29 protein-coding genes are annotated in these 24,715 nt (G+C 69.3%); 9 read left to right on the forward strand and 20 right to left on the reverse strand.

The window, feature by feature from the left end; all coding sequences use genetic code 11:
* Positions 1–29: 29 nt before the first annotated feature.
* The gene (locus AC1RN5_RS11995) at positions 30–491 is read right to left on the reverse strand and encodes a hypothetical protein (RefSeq protein ID WP_421930674.1); all 462 of its coding nucleotides are present in this window, start codon (positions 489–491) and stop codon (positions 30–32) included.
* A complete protein-coding gene (panD, locus tag AC1RN5_RS12000; RefSeq protein ID WP_304700681.1) occupies positions 491–847 on the reverse strand; it encodes an aspartate 1-decarboxylase in 357 nt (118 codons plus the stop codon). The genes AC1RN5_RS11995 and panD overlap by 1 nt, the downstream gene beginning before the upstream one ends.
* 270 nt (positions 848–1,117) lie before the next feature.
* On the opposite strand from panD, the gene AC1RN5_RS12005 reads away from it, so the two are divergent.
* Together AC1RN5_RS12005 and AC1RN5_RS12010 are read left to right on the forward strand one after the other, a co-directional pair.
* Positions 1,118–1,756 carry a hypothetical protein gene (locus AC1RN5_RS12005; RefSeq protein WP_493041372.1) on the forward strand — a complete coding sequence of 213 codons (639 nt, stop codon included), beginning with the start codon at positions 1,118–1,120 and terminating at the stop codon, positions 1,754–1,756.
* A complete protein-coding gene (locus AC1RN5_RS12010) occupies positions 1,757–2,677 on the forward strand; it encodes a M23 family metallopeptidase (RefSeq protein ID WP_493041373.1) in 921 nt (306 codons plus the stop codon).
* Here AC1RN5_RS12010 and AC1RN5_RS12015 read toward each other — a convergent pair.
* The 4 genes from AC1RN5_RS12015 to AC1RN5_RS12030 form a co-directional block, all read right to left on the reverse strand.
* Complete coding sequence (locus AC1RN5_RS12015) at positions 2,671–2,814, reverse strand: hypothetical protein (RefSeq protein ID WP_493041374.1); 144 nt, start codon at positions 2,812–2,814, stop codon at positions 2,671–2,673. The two genes, AC1RN5_RS12010 and AC1RN5_RS12015, sit on opposite strands and share 7 nt — an antisense overlap.
* Positions 2,814–3,254: a hypothetical protein gene (locus tag AC1RN5_RS12020; protein ID WP_493041375.1), complete on the reverse strand. Its 441-nt coding sequence runs from the start codon at positions 3,252–3,254 to the stop codon at positions 2,814–2,816. Before AC1RN5_RS12020 ends, AC1RN5_RS12015 begins: the two co-directional genes overlap by 1 nt.
* A 198-nt stretch (positions 3,255–3,452) precedes the next feature.
* Complete coding sequence (locus tag AC1RN5_RS12025; protein WP_493041376.1) at positions 3,453–4,337, reverse strand: alpha/beta hydrolase; 885 nt, start codon at positions 4,335–4,337, stop codon at positions 3,453–3,455.
* A gap of 78 nt (positions 4,338–4,415) precedes the next feature.
* Positions 4,416–4,772: a hypothetical protein gene (locus AC1RN5_RS12030; RefSeq protein WP_493041377.1), complete on the reverse strand. Its 357-nt coding sequence runs from the start codon at positions 4,770–4,772 to the stop codon at positions 4,416–4,418.
* A gap of 102 nt (positions 4,773–4,874) precedes the next feature.
* Here AC1RN5_RS12030 and AC1RN5_RS12035 point away from each other — a divergent pair, with 102 nt between their 5' ends.
* Positions 4,875–6,125 (forward strand): serine hydrolase domain-containing protein, encoded by a 1,251-nt coding sequence (locus tag AC1RN5_RS12035; protein WP_493041378.1) that lies wholly within the window; start codon positions 4,875–4,877, stop codon positions 6,123–6,125.
* A 4-nt stretch (positions 6,126–6,129) separates the two neighbouring features.
* On the opposite strand, the gene AC1RN5_RS12040 is transcribed toward AC1RN5_RS12035, so the two are convergent.
* The gene (locus tag AC1RN5_RS12040; protein WP_493041379.1) at positions 6,130–6,498 is read right to left on the reverse strand and encodes a hypothetical protein; all 369 of its coding nucleotides are present in this window, start codon (positions 6,496–6,498) and stop codon (positions 6,130–6,132) included.
* Between the two features lie 197 nt (positions 6,499–6,695).
* Here AC1RN5_RS12040 and AC1RN5_RS12045 point away from each other — a divergent pair, with 197 nt between their 5' ends.
* The 3 genes from AC1RN5_RS12045 to AC1RN5_RS12055 all read left to right on the forward strand — a co-directional run bounded on the left by AC1RN5_RS12045 (position 6,696) and on the right by AC1RN5_RS12055 (position 7,964).
* Positions 6,696–6,917, forward strand: coding sequence for a flagellar basal body rod C-terminal domain-containing protein (locus AC1RN5_RS12045; protein WP_421930664.1), 222 nt, complete (start codon positions 6,696–6,698; stop codon positions 6,915–6,917).
* Between the two features lie 127 nt (positions 6,918–7,044).
* Positions 7,045–7,311 carry a hypothetical protein gene (locus AC1RN5_RS12050; RefSeq protein WP_493041380.1) on the forward strand — a complete coding sequence of 89 codons (267 nt, stop codon included), beginning with the start codon at positions 7,045–7,047 and terminating at the stop codon, positions 7,309–7,311.
* 32 nt (positions 7,312–7,343) lie between these two features.
* Positions 7,344–7,964, forward strand: coding sequence for a TIGR02466 family protein (locus AC1RN5_RS12055; protein ID WP_493041381.1), 621 nt, complete (start codon positions 7,344–7,346; stop codon positions 7,962–7,964).
* Here the strand turns inward: AC1RN5_RS12055 and AC1RN5_RS12060 are convergent.
* Positions 7,961–9,595, reverse strand: a complete 1,635-nt coding sequence (locus AC1RN5_RS12060) for a M28 family metallopeptidase (RefSeq protein ID WP_493041382.1) — start codon at positions 9,593–9,595, stop codon at positions 7,961–7,963. The genes AC1RN5_RS12055 and AC1RN5_RS12060 overlap by 4 nt on opposite strands.
* Before the next feature lie 134 nt (positions 9,596–9,729).
* Here AC1RN5_RS12060 and AC1RN5_RS12065 point away from each other — a divergent pair, with 134 nt between their 5' ends.
* Complete coding sequence (locus AC1RN5_RS12065) at positions 9,730–10,545, forward strand: RMD1 family protein (protein ID WP_493041383.1); 816 nt, start codon at positions 9,730–9,732, stop codon at positions 10,543–10,545.
* 37 nt (positions 10,546–10,582) lie between these two features.
* On the opposite strand, the gene rpoD is transcribed toward AC1RN5_RS12065, so the two are convergent.
* From rpoD to AC1RN5_RS12095, 6 genes are all read right to left on the reverse strand, one after another.
* Positions 10,583–12,541: an RNA polymerase sigma factor RpoD gene (rpoD, locus tag AC1RN5_RS12070; RefSeq protein ID WP_493041384.1), complete on the reverse strand. Its 1,959-nt coding sequence runs from the start codon at positions 12,539–12,541 to the stop codon at positions 10,583–10,585.
* Positions 12,542–12,643: 102 nt separating this feature from the next.
* The gene (gene dnaG, locus AC1RN5_RS12075) at positions 12,644–14,521 is read right to left on the reverse strand and encodes a DNA primase (protein ID WP_493041385.1); all 1,878 of its coding nucleotides are present in this window, start codon (positions 14,519–14,521) and stop codon (positions 12,644–12,646) included.
* Positions 14,522–14,559: 38 nt separating this feature from the next.
* Positions 14,560–15,417, reverse strand: coding sequence for an RNA polymerase sigma factor SigJ (sigJ, locus tag AC1RN5_RS12080; protein ID WP_493041386.1), 858 nt, complete (start codon positions 15,415–15,417; stop codon positions 14,560–14,562).
* A gap of 3 nt (positions 15,418–15,420) precedes the next feature.
* Positions 15,421–15,969 (reverse strand): hypothetical protein, encoded by a 549-nt coding sequence (locus tag AC1RN5_RS12085; RefSeq protein ID WP_493041387.1) that lies wholly within the window; start codon positions 15,967–15,969, stop codon positions 15,421–15,423.
* A gap of 1 nt (position 15,970) precedes the next feature.
* Positions 15,971–16,354, reverse strand: coding sequence for a hypothetical protein (locus tag AC1RN5_RS12090; protein ID WP_493041388.1), 384 nt, complete (start codon positions 16,352–16,354; stop codon positions 15,971–15,973).
* A 59-nt stretch (positions 16,355–16,413) separates the two neighbouring features.
* Entirely contained in the window at positions 16,414–17,115 is a 702-nt protein-coding gene (locus AC1RN5_RS12095) for an HAD family hydrolase (protein WP_493041389.1), read from the reverse strand.
* A 194-nt stretch (positions 17,116–17,309) separates the two neighbouring features.
* Between AC1RN5_RS12095 and AC1RN5_RS12100 the strand changes: the two genes are divergently transcribed.
* Positions 17,310–18,452: a response regulator gene (locus AC1RN5_RS12100; RefSeq protein ID WP_493041390.1), complete on the forward strand. Its 1,143-nt coding sequence runs from the start codon at positions 17,310–17,312 to the stop codon at positions 18,450–18,452.
* Between the two features lie 27 nt (positions 18,453–18,479).
* On the opposite strand, the gene AC1RN5_RS12105 is transcribed toward AC1RN5_RS12100, so the two are convergent.
* The 3 genes from AC1RN5_RS12105 to AC1RN5_RS12115 form a co-directional block, all read right to left on the reverse strand.
* Complete coding sequence (locus tag AC1RN5_RS12105; protein ID WP_493041391.1) at positions 18,480–19,271, reverse strand: DUF4328 domain-containing protein; 792 nt, start codon at positions 19,269–19,271, stop codon at positions 18,480–18,482.
* A 523-nt stretch (positions 19,272–19,794) separates the two neighbouring features.
* On the reverse strand, positions 19,795–20,037 hold the full coding sequence (locus AC1RN5_RS12110) for a DUF1272 domain-containing protein (RefSeq protein WP_493041392.1): 243 nt from the start codon (positions 20,035–20,037) through the stop codon (positions 19,795–19,797).
* 80 nt (positions 20,038–20,117) lie between these two features.
* Complete coding sequence (locus AC1RN5_RS12115; RefSeq protein ID WP_493041393.1) at positions 20,118–20,552, reverse strand: DUF1330 domain-containing protein; 435 nt, start codon at positions 20,550–20,552, stop codon at positions 20,118–20,120.
* A 135-nt stretch (positions 20,553–20,687) separates the two neighbouring features.
* On the opposite strand from AC1RN5_RS12115, the gene carA reads away from it, so the two are divergent.
* Positions 20,688–21,857 carry a glutamine-hydrolyzing carbamoyl-phosphate synthase small subunit gene (gene carA / locus AC1RN5_RS12120; protein WP_493041394.1) on the forward strand — a complete coding sequence of 390 codons (1,170 nt, stop codon included), beginning with the start codon at positions 20,688–20,690 and terminating at the stop codon, positions 21,855–21,857.
* Between the two features lie 3 nt (positions 21,858–21,860).
* On the opposite strand, the gene AC1RN5_RS12125 is transcribed toward carA, so the two are convergent.
* The 3 genes from AC1RN5_RS12125 to AC1RN5_RS12135 all read right to left on the reverse strand — a co-directional run bounded on the left by AC1RN5_RS12125 (position 21,861) and on the right by AC1RN5_RS12135 (position 24,657).
* On the reverse strand, positions 21,861–22,580 hold the full coding sequence (locus tag AC1RN5_RS12125) for an anti-sigma factor (RefSeq protein ID WP_493041395.1): 720 nt from the start codon (positions 22,578–22,580) through the stop codon (positions 21,861–21,863).
* Positions 22,577–23,092 carry a sigma-70 family RNA polymerase sigma factor gene (locus AC1RN5_RS12130; protein ID WP_493041489.1) on the reverse strand — a complete coding sequence of 172 codons (516 nt, stop codon included), beginning with the start codon at positions 23,090–23,092 and terminating at the stop codon, positions 22,577–22,579. Before AC1RN5_RS12130 ends, AC1RN5_RS12125 begins: the two co-directional genes overlap by 4 nt.
* Positions 23,093–23,154: 62 nt before the next feature.
* A complete protein-coding gene (locus AC1RN5_RS12135) occupies positions 23,155–24,657 on the reverse strand; it encodes a tetratricopeptide repeat protein (protein WP_493041396.1) in 1,503 nt (500 codons plus the stop codon).
* Positions 24,658–24,715 lie beyond the last annotated feature (58 nt).

Raw genomic sequence — 24,715 nt, forward strand, 5'->3', positions numbered from 1 at the left:
ACGATCACCGGAAGCGGGCGCCGAAGCCCCTATTTCTTGATCAGGCCGGCCGCGGCGAAGGCGGCGGCCAGCTTGTCGGCGATCACCACGCCGGGGGGCGTCTTGTCGCCTTCCATGGCCGCGGCGTAGACCAGCTCGTCGTGGGTCTCGACCCCGCCGGCGGCCCAGGCCACGGTCCGGGCGCCATCCGGCGAGCTGTCGCAACTGATATTGGCCGGCGCCCGGCTCTTGGCGGTGACCTTCAGCAGGGCGTCGACCGTGCGGGTGGCCCCATTGCAGGCCGGCAGCACCCGGCCGCAGGTGACGTTGGAGCCGAAACGATAGACCACCTCGCCGGACCCAGTCTCGCCGATCAGCACGCAGGTGCCCGGGTCTCCGACCCGTTCGTTGACCGCGGCGTCGAGGGCGGCCTTGTCGATGCCCTTGGGCGCGCCCGGCGAGCAGGCGGCGAGGCTCAGGCCCGCCGCCGCCAGCAGGACGAGCGCGCGCATCAGGCGGCCTTCTTGATGTCGTTGGCGTCGTCGAGCAGCACGACGGTGGGGGAGTAGTTGCGGGCCTCCTCGGCCGGCAGCAGGCCGTAGGTCACGATGATGACCTTGTCGCCCTTCTGCACCAGGCGCGCGGCCGCGCCATTGACGCCGATGACCTTGGAGCCGCGTGGCGCCTCGATGGCGTAGGTGGTGAAGCGGGCGCCGGTGGTGATGTTGAGCACGTCCACCTGCTCGTGCGGCAGGATGCCGGAGGCGTCCAGCAGCTCGCGGTCGATGGCGATGGAGCCTTCGTAGTCCATGTCGGCCTGGGTCACCGTGGCGCGGTGCAGCTTGGCCTTCATCAGGGTGACGAGCATGGCGCTTCCTTACACAAGGCGCGGGCGCACACTGGCGCGAAACCCGCGTCGACAACGGCTGTGCATATAGCCAGCAACCGGCGCCGGTTCAATTGCGGCGGCGCAACAAGCCTGCCCCTAGGTCAAGCAATGACGCCCGGGCCGGTTCAATCAACAGGAGAATTCGCCAGTCTTTTCGGCGCGATAGGGGGAAAACCGTATTGGGTTGCAACCGAGGGTTAACAGCATGCGTCAAATGCGCCAAGCTTGGCTCTGACGCGGGGGTGGCCAATGCGTAGTCCAAGGATCCAAGCTCTGATCGCGGTCGGCGCGGCGCTGACCTGCGTCACCGCCAGCGCCCAGACGGCGCCGACACGGCCCGCCCTCACCCGTCCGGGCGGGCTGGCCGCGCCCGCGGCCATTGGCCCCCGCCCCCCGAGCCCGGACGGGATCGACTGGCGCGGCGCGGTCGGCGGCCTGCGCCAGAGCGGCAATGCCGGCCCGGGCCTCGGCCGGGGCCTGGACCCGGCGGCGGTGGACAAGACCAAGCTGCCGATCCTCCTGCCAGCCGACGCCGACCTGATGAGCGGGGCGCGGATCTATTCCTTCGGCGACTACTATTCGATCACCGCCAATCTGAGCGCGGCGCGGGTCTCGCTGACCGGCACGGCGGAGACCACGCCCCTGCCCGCCGGCTCCAAGCTGAACCTGCCCGCCGTCGGACCCGAGCAGCTGGTGGTCCAGCGCACGGTGGACGGCCAGCTCGCCAGCTTCGTGCGCTACGGCGTGCTCTACACCGTCGAGCTGCGCTGCGACGCGCCGTCGGACGCCCGCTGCCGCACCGACGGCTTCGTGCGGGGCCTGGTGGCCAAGAGCACCGTCGTGGTGATGGGCAAGGCCGCCCGTCAGGCCGCCGGACTGGGGGCCTAGATGCGCGCGCCGCTCATCATCCTGATCCTGATCGTCATCGCGGTCCTGGCCCTGGTGGGCTACAATTCCGGCTGGTTCGGAAGCCCGCCCGCCCCCGGCGCCGGCCCCTCTCCCACCCCCGCCGCCTCTGGCGCGACGACGCCCTCGGGCCCGGCCGCCGAGCCCGAGGAGCCCGTGGGCGACGGCGGCGTCGAGCAGCTTCCCGACGAGGCCCAGCCCCAACCCGCCGCCGATCCGGCCAAGACTCCCGACGCCCCGTCGGCGGGCAGCTTCGGCCACTTCCCGGCCGGCGATCTGGTCCCGAAATCCGGCTCGGGCTATCTCGACCGCACCGTCTGGTCGCCCAACCTCTGCTTCCCCTTCGCCGAGGACGCTTTCGCCAACTCCCAGGTCTATGGCGCGGGGGGCGGCATGGGTCCGAAGGACAAGCCCAACCAGTGCGACTCCAGCAATTACAGCCTGCCCTGGCGCGACAATTTCTGTGAGAGCCGCGGCTACGCCAGCCCGCTCTGCGTGTCCGGCAAGGGCCACCAGGGCCAGGATATCCGGCCGGCCACCTGCAAGAAGGACGTCCACTGGGTGGTGGCCGCCGAGGACGGGATCATCACCGACGTCGGGACCTACACCGTCACCCTCACCGGCTCGGCCGCCCCGCACCGCGTCTATCGCTACCTGCACATGCGGATGAGCCAGCTGGCGGTGAAGGAAGGCGCCTCGGTCAAGGCCGGCGACAACCTGGGCAAGGCCTCCAACGACTTCGGCGGCACCCCCACCACCATCCACATGCACTTCGAGATCCGGGCCGGGGTCGCCGGGACCTCCACGGACGGCAAGGCGGTCAAGCTGCACACCTTCCTGCCGCCCTATCAGAGCCTGGTGGCGGCCTACGACCGCAAGCGATCCGGACAGGCGTGTCAGTAGGGCCGGAAGCCGAAGATCAGCGCCCGGGCCGTCGAACTCTTCCCGACGCTGCCCACGCCGTTGAGGATGATGACCTGGGCGGGGCGGTTCGAGCTCTTGTCCATGGCCGCGACGGTGGCGGAAGGCGGCCAGGCCATCAACCCTCCGGCAGAGCCGCCAGGTCCGGCGCCACCCAGCCCCGCCGCGCCGCCACGGAGAACAGGCGCTCCTTGCTCCAGTAGGCCAGCAGCCAGTCGCGGTCGCCCAGGGGCGAGGCCATCAGACGATCCACCACCTCATGCAGCGGCTCGGCCGCCGGCCGTCCGGCCAGGAAGCGGGCGGCCTCCCCGATCGAGGCCTGGGTGATGGTCTCGTGATAGCCCTCGGTGTCGGAGTTCACCCCGCCCACCGCCGCGTTGTAGGCCCGGATCAGGTCCGGCATCCGCGCCGACACCTCGGCATGGGGGTGGCGGCGCAGCAGCCACAGGGCCGCGGCGAAGTGGGCCGCGTGGGTCCAGTCGGCCTTGGGCAGGGATCGGTCCAGCAGGCCGGCGCCGATGCGTTCGACGGCCGCCTCGGTGGCGAAGAACTTGGTCATGGGGTCTCCTTTGGCGAGGGTCCGGACAGCAGGACGCCCCCGCCGGCCGGGCGGGGTGGGTGGCGCATTTGAAGAGGGATCGGGACCTAGACCGAACCGCTCGCGCGCACCCGCACCGCCATTAGGTGGCGTTGCTGTTGTTGGGCGCGGGTCAGGGCGGAGGCCATGGCTCCGCTTAGTCGCGCGGAGCCTCGCCTGTCAATCGGCGTCCGGCTTCACCGCGGCGTCCAGGAAGGCGCTCATCTCGGCCAGCACCGGGGCCCGGCCCCGCAAGGGGCGCGACAGGGCCAGGACCATGCCGGCGTGGTCGATCCCCGCATAGTGGCGCTCCTCCACCCGCACCCCCGCGCCGCGCAGGGTTCGGGCCAGCGCCTTGGTGTTGCGGGGAAAGACCGTGCGGTCGGCGTCGCCGGTGGCCAGGAAGGCGGGCGGGCTGGCGGCGCTGACATAGGTGGCGGGCTGGGTGGCGGCGAGGTCGGGGGTCCCGCCGAAGGTGCGCCGGGTGATCGGACCGTCCAGGGGCACGAAGTCATAGGGACCCGACAGGCCCGCCACGGCGCGGATGCGATGGATGTCGACGCCTTGGGCCTTCAGGTAGCGGCCGTCCAGGCCCAGCATCACGGCGTTGTAGGCGCCCGCCGAATGGCCGATCAGCACGATGCGGCTGGGATCGCCCCCATAGGCGGCGGCGTGGTCCACGGCCCAGCGGATCGCCGCGGCCCCGTCCTCGAGGAAGTGCGGATAGGTCACCTCCGGATAGATCCGATAGTCGGGGACCACGGTGACATAGCCCTGGGCGGCCAGGGCCTGACCCACCCAGCGGTAGTCCTGCCGCCGTCCGGAATCCCAGGAGCCGCCATAGAAGAACACGGCCACGGGAGCGCCGGCCTTGGTTCGGCGGGGGGCGTAGACGTCGAGCCTCTGCCGCGACAGGGCGCCATAGGCCGTGCCGGAGTTGAGACGGCTGGCGGGATCCTTCGGCGTGAAGGTGGAGAACAGGGTGAGCGGCGAACAGGCCGCCGTCAGGGCGGCGGTGGCCGCGGCCAGGCCAAGGCGGAGGGGACGACGGATCGAGCGCGGCATCGGGTCCAGGAGCTGAAGGCGGGTGGAAGGCTCGCTCCCTTTACGCTCAGGCGTCGGCGGCGGACGCAAGCGTGGCCCTCACGGGTTCTCGTCCTCGTCGGACGCATGCATGTGGTGCAGCAGACGGTGCAGGACCGGCGCCAGGATGATCCCGGCGGTGGCCACCAGGAACAGGCCCGAATAGATCGCATAGCCCCCGGCGAACAGCTTGCCGGCGTCGGTGTCGGGCGCGCTCAGGGGCCCCATGCCCGACAGGATCATCGCGGCCTCGGCGAAGGCGTCGATCCAGGGCTTGGCCTCATAGGTGTGGTAGCCCCACATCCCGGCCGCCAGCGAGCCCGTGATCAGCACTAGGGCCAGGACCACGTTGCGGATCAGGCGGAAGATGAACACCCAATGCGGCGCGACGGGCTCGCCGACTCGTTCATAGGCCATGCCGGCCCTCCCCTTTTGCTTGACGGCGCCTGCGTCACCCGACGCAATCACGTCACAGAACGCGGGGCATCATGGACCCGGGACCAACAGGGTGGAATGACGATGGACGGCGATCAGTCTTTGGGCGGCTTCTCCACCGAGGGTCTGGCGCAGATCGCGCCCAACCTGCAGGGCGTCGTGGACGCCGGCGACCTGTCGGGATTCGTCACCCTGCTGTGGCGCAAGGGCGAGGTGGCCCAGGTCAACACCATCGGGATGCGCGACATCGCCGGCGGCAAGCCGATGACCCGGGACACGATGTTCCGCATCGCCTCCATGACCAAGCCGATCACCTCCGTCGCCCTGATGATGCTGGTGGAAGAGGGCAAGGTGAGCCTCGACGACCCCATCACCAAGTGGGCGCCCGAATTCGCGAACATGAAGGTGCTGAAGTCCGCCAGCGGCCCGCTGGACGAGGTCTATGACGCGCCCCGCGACATCACCATCGACGACCTGATGACCCACCGCTCGGGCCTGGCCTATGGCTTCACCTCTGTGGGGCCCATCGCGCACGCCTATGAGAAGGCGCTCGGCTCCCCCATCGGCAACCCGCACGCCCCCGACATCTGGATGGAGCGGCTGGCGGAGCTGCCGCTGTCCTATCCGCCGGGCGATCGGTTCCACTACAGCCACGCCACCGACGTGCTCGGCTTCCTGGTGGGCCGCATCGCCGGAATGGGCTTCCGCGAATTCCTGATGGAGCGGATTCTGGGGCCCCTCGGCATGACCGACACCGACTTCTGGTGTCCGCCGGAGAAGCGCGACCGGATGGCCAAGCTCTACCGGGTCGACCCCGAGACCGACAAGCTGCAGGACGTCTCCTTCGTCCATGAGGACGCGCCCCCGGCCTTCTGCGGCGGCGGCGGCGGCCTGATCTCCACAGCCGACGACTACCTGACCTTCGCGCGCCTGATGCTGGGCAAGGGCGAGTTGAACGGGGTGCGGCTGCTGAAGCCCGAAACCGTGGAGCTGATGACCGCCAACCGCCTCACCGACGCCCAGCGCGAGATCCCCTTCATGGGCATCCCCTTCTGGATGGGCCAGGGCTTCGGCCTCGGCCTCTCGGTGATCACCGACCCGGAGAAGCAGGCCTGGATGGGCGCCGGCTCCAAGGGGGCCTTCGGCTGGCCCGGCGCCTTCGGCACCTGGTGGCAGGCCGACCCGGCCGAGGACATGGTCATGCTCTACCTGATCCAGAACTCCATGCCGCTCGGACCCGAAGCCGCCAGCCAGCTGGCCACCGGCCAGCGCATGGGCGGCCGCGTCGCCCTGCCCGTCTTCCAGAAGCTGGTCTACGGCGCGCTCGGGAAATAGCGCCCTAGTTGTTGCTGAGCGGGTCGCGCGCGGCGACGCACATCGGGCGGCCCTGATAGAGGTCGCCGATGAGGCTGCCATCGCGGGCGGCGGCCTTGCGCGCCTTCTCATAGGCGAGAGTCTCGCCGGGCGCCTTCTGGCCGGGGCCGCAGACGGGCGCGGTCACCTTGACGCCCTGGTGGCAGAGGCAGAAGTCCTCGCGCTTATCCAGCCGGCTGGCCGGGACCTTGCACACCGCCGGCAGGCTCTGGCCGCCGACGTCGATGCAGATCGTCCGCTCGCTCGGCGGATTGCTCATCGGCCCGGCCAGGGCCGCGCCCGCCGAGCCCGCCAGCGCCAGGGCCAGGGCCACGATCATCGAGATACGGATCATCGACGTTTTCCTCCACGATTTCGGAGAGACACCACACCTCGACCGTGGCGCTTTTCAGGCGGGGCGTCTGGGAGTTCCGGAGGCGAGGCTCCGAGAGCCCGAGGCGGGGCTCGCACACCCCCTGATTTCGTTCACCATCTTCGCTGGCGAAAGCTTTACCGCGGAGGGTTCAGGCTAGGGTCCAGGAGGGCTGAATCATGAACCCCATCGCCACGGCCCAGTATGGCCTGTTCGCCGCCACCCGCCGCTTCGAAGCCTCCGCCCAGCGGACCGCGCAGATGGGCGACCCCACCGCCGACGTCGACTACACCAACGAGGTGGTGGAGCAGATCACGGCCAAGCACGAGTTCAGCGCCAACCTGGCGGTGATCCGCACCGCCGACGAGATGACCGGCGACCTGCTGGATATCCTAGCCTGACAACGAAAGCTTTATACCCGAAATGGATATACTCATTTCGAGCGTGAATATACATAAAGCTCTTTGACCAATTCCATGCGCGATAGCTTAACCGCGCCGCCTCTACACCGTGCGTGGAGGTTGAAACATGGACCCGATCATTACCGCGCAGTACGGCTTCTTCCTGGCCGTGGAGCAGTTCAACCGCACCTCGCAAGCCGCGAGGTCCGCCGCCGCGCCTGACATCGCCACCCTGCCCCTGACCGACGGCGCCGGCCCCTCGCCGCTCGGCCGGGCCATCGCCGCCAAACGGGTCGCCGACCATCACGCCCAGGCCCAGGCCCAGGTCGGACGGCTCGCCGCCGAGATGATGACCGACCTGCTCCGACTGCAGGCGGGGTCCGGCGAACTTTGACATTGGCCGTGGGGCCGGTTAGCGCCGGTCGCATGTCCACCCGTCCGCTCTTCGTCACCCAGGTCTACGAGGCCACCCTCGCCGCCGAGCGCGGCTTCTCCGAGTTCAACGCCGAGCTCGAGGAGGCCGCCCACATGCTGGCCGACGAGGACCTGGCGGGCCAGGCCTGGTGCCGCGAGCACGCCTATGGCGGCTATACCTCCTACGCCTCCCTGGACGACCTGCCCCAGCGGGCCAGCGTGTTCGGGGCGCTGAAGACCAAGCTCGACAAGCACGCCCAGGCCTACGCCAAGGCCCTCGAGCTGGATCTCGGGCGCGGCCGGCTGCGGATGGACAGCCTCTGGGTGAACATCCTCAAGCCGGGCGCGGCCCATTCGGGCCACATCCACCCCCACAGCGTCATCTCCGGCACCGTCTATGTGGCCACCCCCAAGGGCGCCAGCGCCCTGAAGCTGGAGGATCCCCGCCTGCCGCTGATGATGGCCGCCCCGCCGCGGCTGGCCGAGGCCGCCGAAACGGCCAGGACCTTCGTCTATCTGCAACCGGAGCCGGGCTCGATCCTGATGTGGGAGAGCTGGCTTCGCCACGAGGTGCCGCCCAACGCCGCCCGCAAGGAGCGGATCTCCATCAGCTTCAACTACGGCTGGCGCTAGGGCTTGCGGCTGTACTTCGTCCCGAAGAAGTCGCCCCGGTTCCAGGCCGGCTTCTCGGGCGCATCGGTCAGGTCCCGCGTCACCTCGTAGTTCAGCCGCGCGAACTTGGCGCCGGCCGACCAGTTGATCGCCTGGCTGAGGTCGTCATTGGGCTTGTGGTAGCGCTCGGCCAGGAAGGTGCGGAATTCTTTCTCTCCGCCGTTGGCGAAGCCGGTCATGAAGAACACCGCCGGCACGCCGACCTCCACGAACCGATAGTGGTCGGAGCGGGTGAACAGCCCCTCGTCGGGCATGGGGTCGGGAGACAGCGCCACATTCATGGCCGCCGCCGCCCGGCGCACTGCCGGCCCGATGCTCGACCGCTCGGCGCCGAAGGCCACCACATCGGTGAAATCATAGGTCAGGATGGGCATGTCGAGGTCGACATCGGCGACGATGCTGGCCAGCGGCACGGTGGGATTGCGCGCGAAGTACTCGGCGCCCACCAGGCCCTTCTCCTCCCCGGTGTCGAGCAGGAACAGGATGGTCCGCTTGGGCGGCTGGCCGGAGTCGCGGAACATGCGGGCCACCTCCAGGGTGGTGGCGCTGCCCGCGGCGTTGTCCAGGGCGCCGTTGTTGATGGCGTCGCCATTGACCGGCTCGGTCACCCCCAGGTGATCGAGGTGGGCGCTGAGCACCACCACCTCGTCCTTCAGCTCGGGATCGGCGCCCTCGATCAGGCCCACGACATTGGAGCTCTCCACCGGCTTGATGGTGGTGGCGAAGGCCGCCTCCAGGGTGAGCGGTAAGGCGAAGCGCGGCGGGTCGGCGGCCTTGGACTGAGCCATCTCGACGATGCGGTTGAGGTCGGCCGGCGCGCCGGCGAACAGCTTCTCGGCGCCCTTGACGCTGATGGCGGCCAGCAGGGGGGTCTTGGGCGCCACGGCGAAGGCGGCGCCGGAGGTGGTGCGCCAGCTCATGCCCCAGGTCTTCCACTGGCGGACGGAATTGGCGAAGGGATAGAGCTTCTCGTCGCCGGGCGTGCCGACCTGGACGAAGCCCACAGCGCCTCGGGCCTCGGCCAGGGCCCGCTTGGTGCGCCCGCTGGCGTAGTACGCGCGCTCCTCGGTCTGGTAGGAGGGCGGCGCGCCGCTCAGGGCCACGACGATCTTCCCCTTCACGTTCAGACCGGCATAGTCGTTGCGCTTGTGCTCCGGCGCCACGACGCCATAGCCGACGAACACCAGAGGCGCCGACACCCGGGTCTGGGCCGCCACCGGATTGCGGCTGACGATGTAGTCCTCGCCGAACACGAGGGGCACGGCCTTGCCCGCCTTGTCACGCAGGACGAAGGTCCCCTGGTCGGCGGCCTGGTAGGCCACCATCGGCACGTGCTGGAAATAGGTCCCCTTGTCCCCGCCGGGCTTGAGGCCTAGCTGGGCCATCTGGGAGGCCGCATAGGCCGCCGCGATGTCGTAGCCCGGCGATCCCGCCTCGCGCCCCTGCAGCAGGTCGCTGGCCAGGAAGGTGACGTGGGCCCTGATGTTGTCGGCGCTCCTCTGGACCTCGGCCGCGGAGGGCTCGGCGGCCCACCCCGAGGTCGCCGTCAGGGCCAGGGCGCACACCGACGCAATCACCTTGCCCAGACTCATCGCCGCCTCCCCGCTTGTTGGGGCGAGCTTAGAGGAGCTCCGCGGGGCGGGGGATTAAGTTGCTGTAACGCGGCGGGCCGATGTTACCCCGCAGGGAGGCTTCAACCTTGACCGCGCATGTGGTGGTGTAGGCCATGGACACCGCGCCGCTTCCCGTCCCCGTCGGCCTGGAGCCGCTCACCGCCCGGGCGGTGGTGCTGGGCGAGCGGATCGACACCGCGGGCCTGGAGCGCCGCGACGCGCTGTCCACCGCCCCGCTGTCCTTCCGGGTCGGCCATGGGCTGGTGGTGGTGTTCCGCTATGGGGTGGCGGTGCTGATCGGCCTGGACCCCATCGCCGAGGACGAGGTGCTGCGCGGCATCCGCCCGAGGGTGCAGGGCCACCTGGATATCCACGAGGAAGAGACCATCCGCCTGGCGGCCCGGGACGATCTGGACGAGGGCGTGCAGCCCGACGGCGTGGTGCGCATCGGGGCCCTGTCGCCCGACAAGCTGCTGGTGGTGGCCGACGCCGTGGCCAAGAGCGCCGCGCTCGCCCACGACGAACGCCAGGTCGCCCAGGTGTTCGACACCATCGAGCCCTGGGCCCGGGTCCTGGCCGAACAGGGCCGCAGCCCGAGCGGCCGCCGCGCCATGGTCAAGCTGATCGGCTCGGCCCTGCTGGTGCAGCACCGGGTGGCCGAACGGGTGGCCGTGCGCGAAAAGCCCGACATCCTCTGGGACCGCCCGGACCTTGAGCGCCTCTACGCCCGGCTGGAGGACGAATACGAACTGGTGGAGCGGGCCGAGACCCTGGGGCGCAAGCTGGACCTGATCGGCGACACGGTCACCGTGATGACCGACCTCATCGACACCCAACGCTCCCTACGGCTGGAGGCCATCGTGGTGGGGCTGATCCTGCTGGAGGTGGCCCTGACCTTGTTCCAGATGGCCACCGGGACGACGCACTGAAACGAAAAACCCCGCCGGAAAGGCGGGGTTTGACGGCTTAGCTGTCCAGGAAGCTGCGCAGTTTCCGCGAGCGGCTGGGGTGCTTCAGCTTGCGCAGCGCCTTGGCCTCGATCTGACGGATGCGTTCGCGGGTCACGCTGAACTGCTGGCCCACCTCTTCGAGGGTGTGATCGGTGTTCATCCCGATGCCGAAGCGCATCCGCAGGACGCGTTCCTCACGGGGCGTCAGCGAGGCGAGCACGCGGGTGGTGGTTTCCCGCAGGTTCGACTGGATGGCCGCATCGATGGGCAGGATCGCGTTCTTGTCCTCGATGAAGTCGCCCAGGTGGCTGTCTTCCTCGTCGCCGATGGGGGTCTCGAGGCTGATGGGCTCCTTGGCGATCTTCAGGACCTTGCGGACCTTCTCGAGGGGCATGGCCAGCTTCTCGGCCAGTTCCTCCGGAGTCGGCTCGCGGCCGATCTCGTGCAGCATCTGGCGGCTGGTGCGGACGATCTTGTTGATCGTCTCGATCATGTGCACCGGGATGCGGATGGTGCGCGCCTGGTCGGCGATCGAACGGGTGATCGCCTGACGGATCCACCAGGTGGCGTAGGTGGAGAACTTGTAGCCGCGGCGGTACTCGAACTTGTCGACCGCCTTCATCAGGCCGATGTTGCCTTCCTGAATAAGATCAAGGAATTGCAGGCCGCGATTCGTGTACTTCTTGGCGATGGAGATCACCAGGCGAAGGTTGGCCTCCACCATTTCCTTCTTGGCCTGACGAGCCTCGCGCTCGCCCTTCTGCACGGTCTGGACGATGCGGCGATAGTCGTCGATCGGCACGCCGGTCTCGGTGGCGAGCGCCGCGATCTCGTGGCGGATGTCGCCGATCTGGCTGGCGTCATTCTCGACGAACTTGGTCCAGCGCACGCCCAGGGGCTTGACCTGGTCGGACCAGGCCGGGTTCAGCTCGGAGCCGAAATAGGCCTTGAGGAACTCGTTGCGGCTGATGCCGTAGCTGTCGGCCAGGCGCAGCAGGCGGCCTTCCAGGCCCATCAGGCGCTTGTTGATGGCGTAGAGCTGCTCGACCAGGGCCTCGATGCGGTTGTTGTTCAGCTTCAGGGTCTTGAGGTGCTGAACGATCGCCAGGCTGGCGGTCTCGTAGGCCTTGCGGTCGGCGTCGGAGAGGTCCTCGCCCTTCAGACGCTTGCCCACCAGCTTTTCCTGCAGGGCGCGGAAGGCGTCGAACTCAGCGGCGATAGCGTCCAGGGTCGCCATGACCCCTTCGCGCAGTTCGCCTTCCATGGCGCTGATCGTCGGGCCGGCCCCGTCGTCGAAGTCGTCGTCGTCGTCGCTTTCGCCCTTGGCCACGGCCTCGCCGTCGGCGGTGACCTCGGCTTCGGCCTCCTCGGCCTCTTCTTCCTCGGGCGGCGCGTTGGCCAGGGCCTCGGCGGCGGCGGCGGCGTTGATGCCGTTATAGGTGAGGTCGAGGTCGATGACCTCGCGCAGCAGGATCCGGCCGGTGCCCAGTTCCTCGCGCCACACCATGATGGCTTCGAAGGTGAGCGCGCTCTCGCACAGACCCCGGATCATGGTGTCGCGGCCGGCTTCGATCCGCTTGGCGATGGCGATTTCGCCCTCGCGCGACAGCAGTTCGACCGAACCCATCTCGCGCAGATACATGCGCACCGGGTCATCGGTGCGGTCGTAGGCGGCTTCCTTCGGGGTCTCGACGACCGCGGTCTCCTCGCGGACCGCGACCTCGCCGCCCTCGGCGTCTTCCTCGGCCTCGACGACGTTGACGCCCATCTCCGAGAGCATGGCCAGCGTGTCTTCAATGGCCTCGGAGGTGACTTCCTCGCTCGGCAGCACCTTGTTCAGCTCGTCCATCGTGACGTAGCCGCGGGCCTTGGCCTGCTTGATGAACTTCTTGACGCCGGCATCGGTCAGGTCGAGCAGGGGCCCGTCGCCGCCAGTGGTTTCCGTCGGTTCAGCTTCAGCCGTGGTCGTGCTCATCTAGGTCTCCGATTCAGCCGCGACCCTCATGCAAGGGTCGGGCCGAAGATGGTGAATGGCGGTCAAAACAGGATCGCACCCAAGTACGACCCGTCATCCGCCCTAATCGTTCCATTCTCTGATGGCGCGTTTCAGTGCGTCGCGTTCACCCTTCAGGCGCTCGAGGACCTCCATGTCGGAGCGGCCGCGAAGGTTGCCCTTGGCGGATCCGATAGCCTCGTCGAGCGCCGCCAGCCTGGAAAGGCGGGCGAAGGCCTGCGACCACTGCGATCTAGCGGCTTCGAGGGAGACATCCGGTTTCATGAAGGGCGCGCCCGCTTGCGTGGCGGCCCGGTCGATGTCTGTCAGGAGCGCGTTAAACCCGCAAGACGCCAGATGGCGTGTGAGGGTCGCAGAGTCAAGGTGTTCGGCCTCCAGACGCAGACGGATGATTTCCTTCGCCAATTCCGAAAGGGCCGGATCGCCGAACCCCTTGGCGGTGAAGGACTCCTCCAGATGGTCGTCCAGGACCGCCGGATCGTTAAGGGCGTACTGGGCCAGGGCCGCCAGGGTCGGATCAAGGCGTGAGCCCGTGGCCACCATGTTCCGGGTCTGGGCCAGGGCCGATTGCGGGCGCATGGCCTCGTCCTCGGGCTTCCAGAACCGCCCCTTGGTGTAGGGCCTGCGCCCCTGTTGGGGCTGGAAGGCCTGCTGCGGCGGGCGGCCGAAAGCGGCGTCGAACCGTTTTAGCAGTTCCTCGCGATAGGCCTGCTGCAGGTCCTTGTCGGCGATGGTCGCGGAGATCTGGCGTAGGCGGGCCTTGAAGCCGGCCTTGCGCTCCGGCGTGTCCAGGTTCTCCAGGTCCCGCTCGCGGGCGAACAGGGCCTCGACGAAAGGAATGGTGTCGGCCAGCTGGCCGCGCAGGGCCGCGGGTCCCTGCTCGCGCAGCACCTCGTCGGGGTCCTTGCCGCCTTCCACCACCGCGAACTGGAAGCTCTTGCCGGGCTTGAGGATCGGCAGGGCGCGGTCAATGGCGCGGCCGACCGCTTGGACGCCGGCGCGGTCACCGTCGAAACAGAGGGTCGGCTCGGCGTGGTGGCGCCACAGCAGCTCCATCTGCTCCTCGGTCAGGGCCGTGCCCATGGGCGCCACGGCGGCGATCCCCGCTCGCTGGCAGGCGATGGCGTCCATATAGCCCTCCACCACCGCCAGCGGCGGGGTCTCGCCGGAGGGGGCGGCGGCCAGGATCTTGCGGCTCTCGGCCAGGCCGTAGAGCAGGTGACCCTTGTGGAAGAGCGAGGTCTCGGGGCCGTTCAGGTACTTGGCGCGAGCCTGGGGATCGAGGGCCCGGCCGCCGAAGGACACCACCCGGCCCCGGGGGTCGGTGATGGGGAAGATGATGCGGTCGCGGAACCGGTCATAGGGCGAGCCGCCCTCCTCCGGCGCGATCAGCAGCCCGGTCTCCACCAGCTCACCGGGCAAGGCGCCCTTGGCGATCAGATAGTCCTTCAGGGCCGTACGGCCGGCGGGGGAATAGCCCAGGCGGAAACGGGCCCACTCGCTCTCCGGCAGGCCCCGGCGTTCCAGATAGTCCCGGGCGGCCTTGCCCACGGGGCGCCGCAGCTCGGCCTCGAACCACTGGGCCGCCAGCTCCAGCCAGTCCGACAGGCCCTGGCGAACCTTCTCCTGCTCGGCGGCGCGGGGATCGACGGCGGGCAGCGGCACGCCGGCCTCGGCCGCCAGCCGCTCCACGGCCTCCACGAAGGACAGCCGCTCGGTCTCCTGCAGGAAGCTGATCAGGTCGCCGGTCTTGCCGGAGGAGAAGTCGAAGAACTGGCCCTTGTCGTCGTTCACATAGAAGGAGGGCGTCTTCTCCTTGGTGAAGGGCGACAGCCCGACATACTCGCGCCCCTGCCGCCGCAGCTTCACCGTCTTTCCGATGACATCGGAGGGGCGAAGGCGGGACTTGATCTCGTCGAGGAAGCGTTCGTCGAAGCGCACGGCCTATCTAGGCCCTCGCTAAGCGCCGGTCGACAACCTCAGTGCGGCAGATGCCCCAGCTTGTCGGGATTGCGCACCATGTAGATGCCGGCGAGCTTGCCGTCCGCGCCGGGCTGGAAGGCGACGGTCATCGGGCCGTCCTCGCGGATCAGCACCAGGCCCGGATAGCCGTTGATCCGCACGGAACGGAAGCTGAGGGGAAACGCCTCCGCGCCCCGCCAGGCCAGTCCCTCCAGCAGGCGCACGATGTCCTCTCGGCCGATCAGGGGGCGCAGGGCCGCCTTCCGCTTGCCGCCGCCGTCGGTGACCATCACCGCGTCCTCCGCCAGCACGGCCGACAGGGCCGCCATATCCCCCTGGGCGGCGGCGGCCATGAAGGCCGCGGCCAGCTTGGCGGCGTCCGCCTGGCTCACGGTGAAGCGGGGCTTGGTCTCCTTGACGTGGGCCCGGGCGCGGGTGGCCAGCTGGCGCACGGCGGGCTCGGTCTTGCCGAGGGTTTCGGCGACCTCCGCATAGTCCTCATCGAAGACGTCGTGCAGCAGGAAGACCGCCCGCTCCAGGGGCGACAGCCGCTCCAGGGCCAGCAGGAAGGCCACCGAGACATCCTCGGCCCGCTCCACCGGATCGACGGCGAGGTCCTCGATCAGGGGCTCCGGGAGCCAGGGGCCGCGATAGGCCTCGCGCCGGGTCTTGGCGGCGCGCAGCCGGTCGAGGCAGAGGCGGCTGGTGGCGCGCACCAGCCAGGCGGCGGGGTCGGCGACATCCTCGCCCGCCCGCGTCCAGCGCAGCCAGGCGTCCTGCACCGCGTCCTCGGCCTCCGCCACCGAACCCAGCATGCGGTAGGCCAGGCGGATCAGTCGGGGGCGCTGGGCTTCGAAGGCGTCGGTGTCCGTCATGGATCAGGCTGCGAGCTTGTGGACCACCGGCGCGGCCTCGCCGGCCACCGTGACACGGGAGCAGGCGCGGCCGTGGCCGAGGGCGTATTTCAGGGTGGGATACATCCGCGCGGTGGTGAGGGCGAGGCCGATGGCCACCAGGCCCTTGTCGCCCCAGCGGCGGACGATCTCGTCGCGCAGGGGGTCAGCCGCCGCCATGTCCCGGGCCAGGCTCGCCTGGGCGAAGCGCCAGGCGAGGGCCGCGGTCTCCCCCATGGCCGCCTCGTCGCCGGCCAGGATGGCGCGCAGGATCGCGGGCTTCACCCCACCGGCGGCGGCCATGTCCACGGATATCTGGGTGCAGGGGCCGCAGTCCTCCGCCAGGGTCCCGGCGATGCCGGCGGCGGCCAGGGCCGCGGCGGGGGCGGCCTTGCGGTCCACCATCTGACTGACGAAGCCGAACTTCAGGAAGCTCATCGGCGAGGCGCGCAGCACGTCGCGCATGTACGAGGCGTCATAGCCCCAGGTGCGCTCCATCTTGTCGATCTGGCCTTTCAGCAGGGCTCTCAGCATCTCAAATCTCCTTCGGCTTGCGGACAAGGGCGATCGCGGCGGCCAGCAGGGTCGGCAGGTAGACGCCCGGGAAATCGCGGATCAGGTCGGGGACGGGGCTGGCCGAGCAACTGGCGTCGAACAGGTGGATGCCGGTGTGCAGGGCCAGGAAGGTCGCTCCGGCCACCAGGGCCGGCCAACCCTGCACCGGCCGCCAGGCGAACCAGGCCAGGCCCAGAGCGGTCACCAGATAGGCCGCGCCGATGTCGCGGACGAAGTGCGGATTGAAGGCGCCGGTGCTCGGCACGCCCGGCACGGCGTCATACCACCAGAGCGGCGCCCCCAGCTGGACGAGCGCATTGGCGCCCAGGACCACGGCCAGAACCCCGGCGATGATGCGTGTCATCGAAATCCTCCCGATCAACACCCCTAGGACGGGGCGGACCGGGCGGCTGTGACATCAGGTCAGGGAATCTTCGCGATCCAGGCCGGAAGGTCCTCGATGGAGGCCAGCTCCACAAAGCGCGGATGGTCCACCGGGGCGTCGGCCATCTCGTGGGCCCAGGTCAGGGGATAGGGCACGTGGGCGCCATAGGCCCCGGCCGCGATGGCCGGCAGGATGTCGGAGCGCATGGAGTTGCCGCACATCACCGCCTCCGCCGCGCCCGACCCATGGCGGGCGAAGACGCGTTCATAGGTGCCGGCGTCCTTCTCGCTGACGATCTCCACGGCCGCGAACAGGTCCCCAAGCCCCGACGCCGCCAGCTTCTGCTCCTGGTGCAGCAGGTCCCCCTTGGTGATCAGCACCAGGCGGTAGCGTTCGGCGAGCGCGGCCAGGCAGCGCTCGACGCCCGGCAGGGGCTCCACGGGCTCGGTCAGCATCTCGCGGCCGGCGGCCAGGATCTCGCGGATCACGGCGGGGGGCGCCTCGCCGTCGGTCAGCTCCATGGCGGTCTCGATCATGGAGAGGGTGAAGCCCTTCACCCCGTAGCCGTAGAGCCGCAGGTTGCGCTTCTCCACCTCGGCCAGGCGGGCCTCCACCTCGGCGGGATCGGCGACTCCCGTCAGCAGGGCGCTGAACCGATCGTGGGTCAGGCGGAACAGGGTCTCGTTGTGCCAGAGGGTGTCGTCGGCATCGAGGCCGACGGTGGTGATGGTCGCGGACATGGCCCCTGAATACGCCGCGCCGGGCCGAGAATGGAAGCCGGTCACGCCTGCGGCGCCAACGGCCAAGCTCTGCCCAATCGGCAGGCGCCGGAACGATCCTGCTATCAGGGATGGCGCGGGTCGCACTTTCGCAACCAATTCCGGCTGTCCTGCGCCCCGTAGTCTGATTGATTCCTCCCCCGGGGACTTTGTGCATGGCGGTTGCTGGGTTTTCCGGCTGGTTCGGGCGTTTGCTTCGCAGGCTCAGCCGACGTCTCGGCGACCACGCCGTGGCGGCCGCGGAGGCCGACGCCGCCATCGCCCAGGACCGCTTGCGGGAGGCCATCGACCTGCTGCCGGAGGGCGTCGTCTTCCTGGACGCCGAGGGGCGCTACATTCTCTGGAACAAGCGCTACGCCGAAATCTACCACCGCTCGGCCGATCTCTTCCGTCCGGGCGAGCGGCTGTTCGACACCCTGAAGATGGGGGTGGCGCGGGGCGACTATCCCGACGCCATCGGCCGCGAGGACGCCTGGCTGGCCGAGCGTCTGGACAAGTTGAAGAACCCTTCGGGCGAGCGCCACGAGCAAAGGCTGGCCGACGGCCGCTGGCTGATGATCGAGGAGAAGCGCACCTCCGACGGCGGGGTCATCGGCCTGCGGGTCGACATCACCCAGATGAAGCGTCAAGCCGAGGCCCTGGAGGAGGCCCTGCACCGGGCCGAGGCCGCCAGCCGCGCCAAGACCGAGTTCGTCGCCGACATGAGCCATGAACTGCGCACGCCGCTGAACGGGGTCATGGGCCTGGGTCAGGCCCTGGCGGCCACCGAACTGACCGGGCAGCAACAGGCCCTGCTCCGCGACATGCTGGCCTGCGCCCAGGACCTCGACGGCCTGGTGAGCGGACTGCTGGACTATGGCGACGCCGCCCGCGCCGCCGACGCCGCCCCGCCGGCCCAGGTCCACGGCCATGAGGCGCCCGACGCCCCGCCCCTGCGGGTTCTGGCCGCCGACGACAACCCCACCAACCGCAAGGTGGTGGAGCTGATGCTGGGCGCCGCCGGCGCCGAGGTGGTGAGCGTGGAGAACGGCCAGCAGGCGGTGGACGCGTGGCGCAGCGGCGCCTTCGACGTGGTGCTGATGGACCTGCGGATGCCGGTGATGGACGGGCTGGACGCCATCCGGGCGATCCGCAAGGCCGAGGGGGCTGGCCTGCCCCGGGCGCCGATCATCGTCATCAGCGCCAATACCTCCACCGACGACGTGGAGGCCTCGGCCGCCGCCGGCGCCGACCGCCACATCGGCAAGCCCCTGCGCGCCGAGGCCCTGTTCGAGGCGATCTCCGGGGTTCTGGACTAGGTCGAATCTCTGGCGCGGGTCCGCCACCTAGGCGTCCGCTGGTGGTTCGAGTGGGGGCGTCGAAGGCCGGCTGACCAGGATCACGCCCGGACCGCTCAAGGTCGGCGTCCGCCGGGAGAGGTGCAGGGACGAATTGCCGGCCTCAACGAAGCGGGGAGGATCAACCGTCTCCACGGTGGTGGGCGGTGGTCGGAAGGCAGGGTCCTCGGGGACCACGTGATCTTGCTCAGGCGCCTCGCCGAACTCGGCCGCCATGGCAGCGAGCCGCTGGAAGCCGTCAATGCGGCGGGCGAGAATGAGAAAACTGAGCGTCGATCCCGCAAAGACGCCTTGAATGAACAGAGGCGCCTCGAAACCTAAGATCCATACTGAGCCGCCGTAGATGGATAGGACGGTGAAGCTCCACCATGTGATGAGGATCTTCGCCCGCTCCGGGCCACCGCTCCGCGTCCAGATTTCGTAGACGACCGACAGACTGAAGAGGAAGTTCAGAGCCGGTACAAAGAACCAGCCGACAGCCGCGCGCGGAGAGTGCTTCATACCGGGTGAAAGGGCGTGAGCATTGGCGCTCGCTCGGTAGAGCCAGGCAAGCCCGACCCCGGCGCTTGCCAAGAAGAGGCCTTTTAGCGCGAGATCCACCGGCGTCTCCACCGACGAGTTCAGCCAGGTTTCGCCGGCGCTTGCGGCCGCGAACGTCATCAGCCCCGCGCGGCCCGCGTGCAGCACCAGGCAAAGCAGCGAGACGGCGGTCAGAGCCCGGGTCCAGGGGGAAAGATCCCGGTAGTCGCCAGCATAGCGGTCGTCGATGTCCGCAGCCAAGACAAGCCCCCCAATCACTCGATCCTAGCGGGACGACGCAGCCTCTCAAGTTCGGCGCTGGCTCTGTTGCGCCAAGAGATTGGCATGACGCATTACCCCAGAGAAGGTCTCAAACCCGAGCCCGGAGCTGGCGTTGTTGCAGGCATACGCCAAGGACTGATCATCAGAAATATTTACAGAAGGGATACGATTGTTGGAAATAGCCGAACCGACCTCAACACTATTGAGTACATTTCCACGATCGTCGAGAAATTTAGAGGAAATCGATGCAGTATATTTCTCGTCACATGAATATCCGTCGCACGCTCGGCCGCGAAGGCTTGCTCCCTCGCCTGCCTCTTCGCGTTTGCGTTGTAGGCCTCGACGAACTGCCAAACCAGAAAGAGCGCGACAATCACCGCCGCAACCAGCGCGATGCGCTTCATCGATGACCGCGCCATTCCGCAACCAAGCCACTAAGGCGGGGCCAAGGTTTCCCGTCAAGGCTGTATCGGCCGTAGTGTAGAGCTGGTGACTATAGGCCCTAGGCGCGGGTCTTGTGCTTGCCGACCACCCGCTCGGTGGAGGCCGGGTACTTCACCAGCAGGGCCGCGGGCCGGATCGGTCGCACGGCGAAATTCCCGCTGCAGTTGGGACAGACCCCGCCGAGCGGACCATCCGCGCAGTCGGCGCAGAAGGTGCACTCGAAGGTGCAGATGCGGGCGTCGGCGCTGTCCGCCGGCAGGTCGCGGTCACAGCATTCGCAGTTGGGGCGAAGGGCGAGCATGGGAATCTCCAGGGCGTCTGCCGATCATCATGGCCTCGAAGGGACTTGGCCGAAATGACGTGGTTCCCTCGATTTCCGCCCTATTCCCCGAACCCCTCCCCGGGCTCGACCGGTTCCAGCCGCAGCAGGCGCGAGTCGGCCACGGCGGCGGTGCGGTGCTTGACGAACTCCCGGTAGTCGGGGTCCCGAACCATGGCCATGAAGGCTTCCGAGCTGGGATACTCGGCGATGAAGGCCAGGTCCCAGACCTCGTCCTGGGGCCCGGTCACCATCACCTGCGGCTTGCCCGCCCAGACCTGCCGCCCGCCCAGCCGCTTGAAGATCGGCGCGGTGGTCCGGCCATAGGCGCGATAGGCCTCCAGGCCGGAGATGTCCTTGCCGTGGTCGGGATGCCCCTCCGGGTACTCGGCTTTCGCCCGCACCCGCACAAGGTTCAGCATCTGGATCGGCTGGTCGCGCGGCAGGGACTTGAACAGTTCCCAGGCCTGGCGATCCGGGTCGATATGTCCGCTCATGGCTGGCTCCTCCAGAGGATCGCATTGACCCAGGGTCCGGGACTCACTACCTACGCGCCCGTTTACCCGGCGCAGATGCTATAGCCGGGCGGGCCTCGACGCCCACCCCTTTGCGACAAGATGGAGCCCCGGAACATGAGCGAGCTGCTGCCTGGCGTCACCGGGGTCCTCGTCCTCGCCGATGGGACCGTTCTGCAAGGCTTCGGGGTCGGCGCGACCGGCGAGGCGGTGGGCGAGGTCTGCTTCAACACCGCCATGACCGGCTACCAGGAGATCCTGACGGACCCCTCCTACATGGCCCAGATCGTCGCGTTCACCTTCCCGCACATGGGCAATGTCGGCACCAATGTCGAAGACCTGGAGCAGATGTCGGGCGGCGCCAGCACGGCGGCCCGCGGCGCGATCTTCCGCGACGTCCCCACCGCCCCGGCCAACTGGCGCGCCGACAGCGACCTGGCGGGCTGGATGACCCGGCGCGGCGTCATTGGCCTGGCCGGGGTCGACACCCGGGCCCTGACCCGGGCGATCCGCGAGAAGGGCATGCCCAACGCGGTCATCGCCCACGCGCCGGACGGCAAGTTCGACCTGGCGGCTCTGAGGGCCAAGGCGGCGGCCTGGGGCGGCATCGAGGGCCTGGACCTGGCCAAGGACGCCTCTTGCCTGCAGCCCTTCGTCTATGAGGAGGGCCTGTATTCCTGGCCCGAGGGCTACGCCAAGCCGGCCGAGACGCCCAAGTACGACGTGGTGGTCATGGACTACGGCGTGAAGCGCAACATCCTGCGCTCCCTGGTCTCCATCGGCGCCCGCGTCACCGTGGTGCCGGCCTCGACCACCGCCGAGGAGGTCCTGGCCCGCAAGCCCGACGGCGTCCTGCTGTCCAACGGCCCCGGCGACCCGGCGGCCACCGGCGAGTACGCCGTGCCTGAGATTCGCAAGCTGGTGGAGAGCGGTACGCCGGTGTTCGGCATCTGCCTGGGCCACCAGATGATGGCGCTGGCCCTCGGCGCCAAGACGGTGAAGATGGAACAGGGCCACCACGGGGCCAACCACCCGGTGAAGGACCTCACCACCGGCAAGGTGGAGATCGTCTCCATGAACCACGGCTTCACCGTCGACCGCGACAGCCTGCCCGAGCCGGTGAAGGAGAGCCACGTCTCCCTGTTCGACGGCACCAATGCCGGCCTGGAGCTCCAGGGCCGCCCGGTCTTCTCGGTGCAGCACCACCCGGAAGCCTCCCCCGGGCCCACCGATTCCCTCTACCTCTTCCAGCGCTTCGCCGACCTGATGGACGCCAAGAAGGGCTAAGCCCTAGATCTTCGCCAGCTTGCCGATCGCCGCCACCGGGCCCGAGGGACCGTCCGCCTTCGAGCCGCCCGGCGGCTCGACGGAGACGGCGATGGACGCGCCTTCCTTGGCCAGGGCCGAGAGGCCCGAGGGCACCGGCAGGGTCTTCGATGTCCCCGGCTCGATGAGGCCGAGCGAGCGCGCCTTGCCGTCGGCGGGGATCAGCCACAGCTCGTGCACGTGCACCGGGTCGGTCCCCGGGGTCACCAGGGACGTGACGATCAGCTTCTTGCGCACCGGGTCATAGGCCGCGACGAACAGGTGCTGGCCACCGCTGGTGTCCAGCCGGGCGTTGAGAAGTTGGGCGAAGTCAGGCTGGGGCGGCGTCACCACCTGCGGCGGCCGCACGGCGAGCACGATCACCGCCACCAGGCTGGCGGCCGCGACGCTCATCCCGCCCATGGCTAGGCCGCGCCACAGCTTCACGCTGGATCCGGCGTTGTCGTTGGCCGGCAGGGCGCGCTCGATCCGCGGCCACAGGCCCACCGGCGCCGAGACGGACGGGATGGCCGCCAGCATGGGGGCCAGGCGCTCGCGCCAGGCGTCGACGTGGGCGGCGAAGGTCGGATCGCGAGCCATGCGCACCTCGGCCGCGGCGCGCTCGGCGGCGGTCAGCACGCCCAAGGCGTGCTCGGCGGCCAGGGCCTCGTCCTCGGGCAGGTTGGGGGTCAGGGGCTCGCTCATGACTCAAGGCACCCCTTGAGCTTGGCCAGGCCCCGGCGGATCCAGCTCTTCACCGTGCCGAGCGGCGCATCCATCCGCGCGGCCAGGGCCTCATAGGTGACGCCGTCGAAGAAGGCGGTGCGGATCACCTTCTCGGTGCGCTCGTCGAGTTCGGACAGGCACTTGCCCAGGGCCTCGCTGGATTGGGCGGCCTCCAGCAGGGCCTCGGCGCGCGGCGCGCCGTCCTCGATCTCCAGCTCTTCCACCGGCTCGGCGTAGGCCAAGGGCCCGCGGGCGCGCAGCCGGTCGATGGCGCGGTTGCGGGCGATGGTGGAGATCCACGTCATGACGCTGGCCCGGCCCGCCTCGAAGCGGTCGGCGCGACGCCAAATCGTGATGTACACCTCTTGCAGCACGTCTTCGCTCTCATCCCTGTTGGAGAGGATACGAAGGCAGACGCCGAAAAGCTTCGAGGACGTGGCCTGGTAAAGTTGTCGCAGGGCCGCGCGGTCGCCCGCGGCGATCCTCGGCATCAACTCGGTAAGCGGATCGATCGCGGAGGTCGCGGGCAAGGGAAGGTCTTTGCTGTGGGAGGTCAGCCCCGAAGCTGCCCCATGCCGTGGTCCGCTGGCAAGGGGGAACGGCGCAACAGGAAGTAGTCTCCCCGCACCGGCGCACCGGCTTCCTGGCGCAGCACGCCGGTGGACTGGTCGACGATCTCGAACAGACCCGCCGCCAGGCCCGAGATATAGCCCCGGGCGTGGGTGTAACGGCCGTTCAGGCGCAGGGAGAAGCTGCCGCCGTCGCCGCCCTCGGTGGAGAAGACGAACCAGCCGCCGGGCTTCAGGGCTCCGGCGGCGGCCTCGAAGACCTCGTCCAGGGCGCCAAGATAGGGCAAGGCGTCGGCGGCGGCGATCAGGTCCCACTGGTCGGGCGTCTGGCGCAGCATGTCGGTGAGGTCGGCCACCTCGAGGGCGTCATAGAGCCCCCTCGCCTGCGCCTTGGCCAACATGCCGGGCGAGAGATCCACCCCGACCAGGGCGCGGGCGTAGGGCCGCAGGACCGGGCCGCAGAGGCCGGTGCCGCAGCCGGCGTCCAGCACCGCCAGGGCGCCGTCGGCGGGAATCTTCGAGGCGATCAGGGCCTGGAGGCGGTCGGGACCCTGATAGCCCAGGCGGCCCACCAGTTTTTCCTCGAAGTCCTCGGCCAGGCCGTCGAAATGCTGCGCCACCAGGGCGGCGGGCTGCCGGGCCACCTTGCGGCCCAGGGCGGCGTCGGCCAGGTGGCGCGCCTCCAGGTTGTCGGGACGCTGGGCCACCCAGGCCTTCGCGACCCGGCCCGCGGCCTGCGGCTCGCCGGCCCAGTCGAGGCACAGCAGGGCGGCCTTGAACAGGACGTCGGCGGGGGCGGCGAGCTTGCCGCAGAGGGCGGCGGCCCGGGACATGTCGTCCTCCAGGGCGGCCACCACGAACTTGGACAGCCGCGCCATCTGGGCGATGTCGGCGTCGTCGGGGCAGAGGGCGGCGGCGGTCTCGAGGTCGCGCTCGGCCTCGTGGAATCGGCCGCACTTGAACAGCGACACCCCCAGGTTGGCGCGCAGCGGGCCGTCCTCGCCGATGATGGCGAGCGTGCGGGCGAAGGCCTCGGCGGCGCCGGCGAAGTCGTCGCGGCCGGCGCGGACCATGGCGCGGATCTGCCAGGCGCCGCCGTTGTCGGCCTCCCGCAGGATGGCCGCGTCACAGGCCGCCTCGGCCTCCTCGAAGCGCTGGGACTGCAGGGCCGCGGCGGCCAGGCTGACCCAGATCGCCGTCTGGGTGGGATCCAGGTGCAGGGAGCGCCGCAGGAACTCGACCGCCTGCTCGTGATCGCCCAAGCCCCCCAGCGCCAGGGCCAGGTTGTTCCAGACCATCGGCTGCCGCGGCGCGGCGTCGGCCACGGCTCGGAAGGCCTCGACGGCGGCCTGGAAATCGCCCCGGGCCTGGCGTTCCAGCCCGTAGCGGGTCAGGGCCACGAGGGAGGCAGAGGTCCCCGCCCCGGCCTCGGCCTGCGGCGTGGCGGTCTCGGCCGGCGGCCCCAGCTTGCGCGCGAATGCAGACATAGCGATCTCCCCAGCCTGACTCAGTCAGGTCGAAGCTGCGCTCGGCGCATGAAATCAT

It is taken from the genome of Phenylobacterium sp. GW821-FHT12F10 (assembly GCF_058806695.1).

Bases quoted from the DNA above. Each gene is read 5' to 3' on its own strand.
- AC1RN5_RS12060 (WP_493041382.1), bottom strand. From the start codon at position 9,595: ATGAGTCTGGGCAAGGTGATTGCGTCGGTGTGCGCCCTGGCCCTGACG.
- AC1RN5_RS12010 (WP_493041373.1), top strand. From the start codon at position 1,757: ATGCGCGCGCCGCTCATCATCCTGATCCTGATCGTCATCGCGGTCCTG.
- AC1RN5_RS12030 (WP_493041377.1), bottom strand. From the start codon at position 4,772: ATGGCCTATGAACGAGTCGGCGAGCCCGTCGCGCCGCATTGGGTGTTC.
- sigJ (WP_493041386.1), bottom strand. From the start codon at position 15,417: ATGACGGACACCGACGCCTTCGAAGCCCAGCGCCCCCGACTGATCCGC.
- AC1RN5_RS12020 (WP_493041375.1), bottom strand. From the start codon at position 3,254: ATGACCAAGTTCTTCGCCACCGAGGCGGCCGTCGAACGCATCGGCGCC.
- carA (WP_493041394.1), top strand. From the start codon at position 20,688: ATGAGCGAGCTGCTGCCTGGCGTCACCGGGGTCCTCGTCCTCGCCGAT.
- AC1RN5_RS12035 (WP_493041378.1), top strand. From the start codon at position 4,875: ATGGACGGCGATCAGTCTTTGGGCGGCTTCTCCACCGAGGGTCTGGCG.
- AC1RN5_RS12045 (WP_421930664.1), top strand. From the start codon at position 6,696: ATGAACCCCATCGCCACGGCCCAGTATGGCCTGTTCGCCGCCACCCGC.
- AC1RN5_RS12050 (WP_493041380.1), top strand. From the start codon at position 7,045: ATGGACCCGATCATTACCGCGCAGTACGGCTTCTTCCTGGCCGTGGAG.
- AC1RN5_RS12110 (WP_493041392.1), bottom strand. From the start codon at position 20,037: ATGCTCGCCCTTCGCCCCAACTGCGAATGCTGTGACCGCGACCTGCCG.
- AC1RN5_RS12040 (WP_493041379.1), bottom strand. From the start codon at position 6,498: ATGATCCGTATCTCGATGATCGTGGCCCTGGCCCTGGCGCTGGCGGGC.
- panD (WP_304700681.1), bottom strand. From the start codon at position 847: ATGCTCGTCACCCTGATGAAGGCCAAGCTGCACCGCGCCACGGTGACC.
- AC1RN5_RS12130 (WP_493041489.1), bottom strand. From the start codon at position 23,092: ATGCCGAGGATCGCCGCGGGCGACCGCGCGGCCCTGCGACAACTTTAC.
- AC1RN5_RS12025 (WP_493041376.1), bottom strand. From the start codon at position 4,337: ATGCCGCGCTCGATCCGTCGTCCCCTCCGCCTTGGCCTGGCCGCGGCC.
- AC1RN5_RS12100 (WP_493041390.1), top strand. From the start codon at position 17,310: ATGGCGGTTGCTGGGTTTTCCGGCTGGTTCGGGCGTTTGCTTCGCAGG.
- rpoD (WP_493041384.1), bottom strand. From the start codon at position 12,541: ATGAGCACGACCACGGCTGAAGCTGAACCGACGGAAACCACTGGCGGC.
- AC1RN5_RS12065 (WP_493041383.1), top strand. From the start codon at position 9,730: ATGGACACCGCGCCGCTTCCCGTCCCCGTCGGCCTGGAGCCGCTCACC.
- AC1RN5_RS12005 (WP_493041372.1), top strand. From the start codon at position 1,118: ATGCGTAGTCCAAGGATCCAAGCTCTGATCGCGGTCGGCGCGGCGCTG.
- AC1RN5_RS12115 (WP_493041393.1), bottom strand. From the start codon at position 20,552: ATGAGCGGACATATCGACCCGGATCGCCAGGCCTGGGAACTGTTCAAG.
- AC1RN5_RS12090 (WP_493041388.1), bottom strand. From the start codon at position 16,354: ATGACACGCATCATCGCCGGGGTTCTGGCCGTGGTCCTGGGCGCCAAT.
- AC1RN5_RS12125 (WP_493041395.1), bottom strand. From the start codon at position 22,580: ATGAGCGAGCCCCTGACCCCCAACCTGCCCGAGGACGAGGCCCTGGCC.
- AC1RN5_RS12095 (WP_493041389.1), bottom strand. From the start codon at position 17,115: ATGTCCGCGACCATCACCACCGTCGGCCTCGATGCCGACGACACCCTC.
- AC1RN5_RS12055 (WP_493041381.1), top strand. From the start codon at position 7,344: ATGTCCACCCGTCCGCTCTTCGTCACCCAGGTCTACGAGGCCACCCTC.
- AC1RN5_RS12015 (WP_493041374.1), bottom strand. From the start codon at position 2,814: ATGGCCTGGCCGCCTTCCGCCACCGTCGCGGCCATGGACAAGAGCTCG.
- AC1RN5_RS12085 (WP_493041387.1), bottom strand. From the start codon at position 15,969: ATGCTGAGAGCCCTGCTGAAAGGCCAGATCGACAAGATGGAGCGCACC.
- AC1RN5_RS12135 (WP_493041396.1), bottom strand. From the start codon at position 24,657: ATGTCTGCATTCGCGCGCAAGCTGGGGCCGCCGGCCGAGACCGCCACG.
- AC1RN5_RS11995 (WP_421930674.1), bottom strand. From the start codon at position 491: ATGCGCGCGCTCGTCCTGCTGGCGGCGGCGGGCCTGAGCCTCGCCGCC.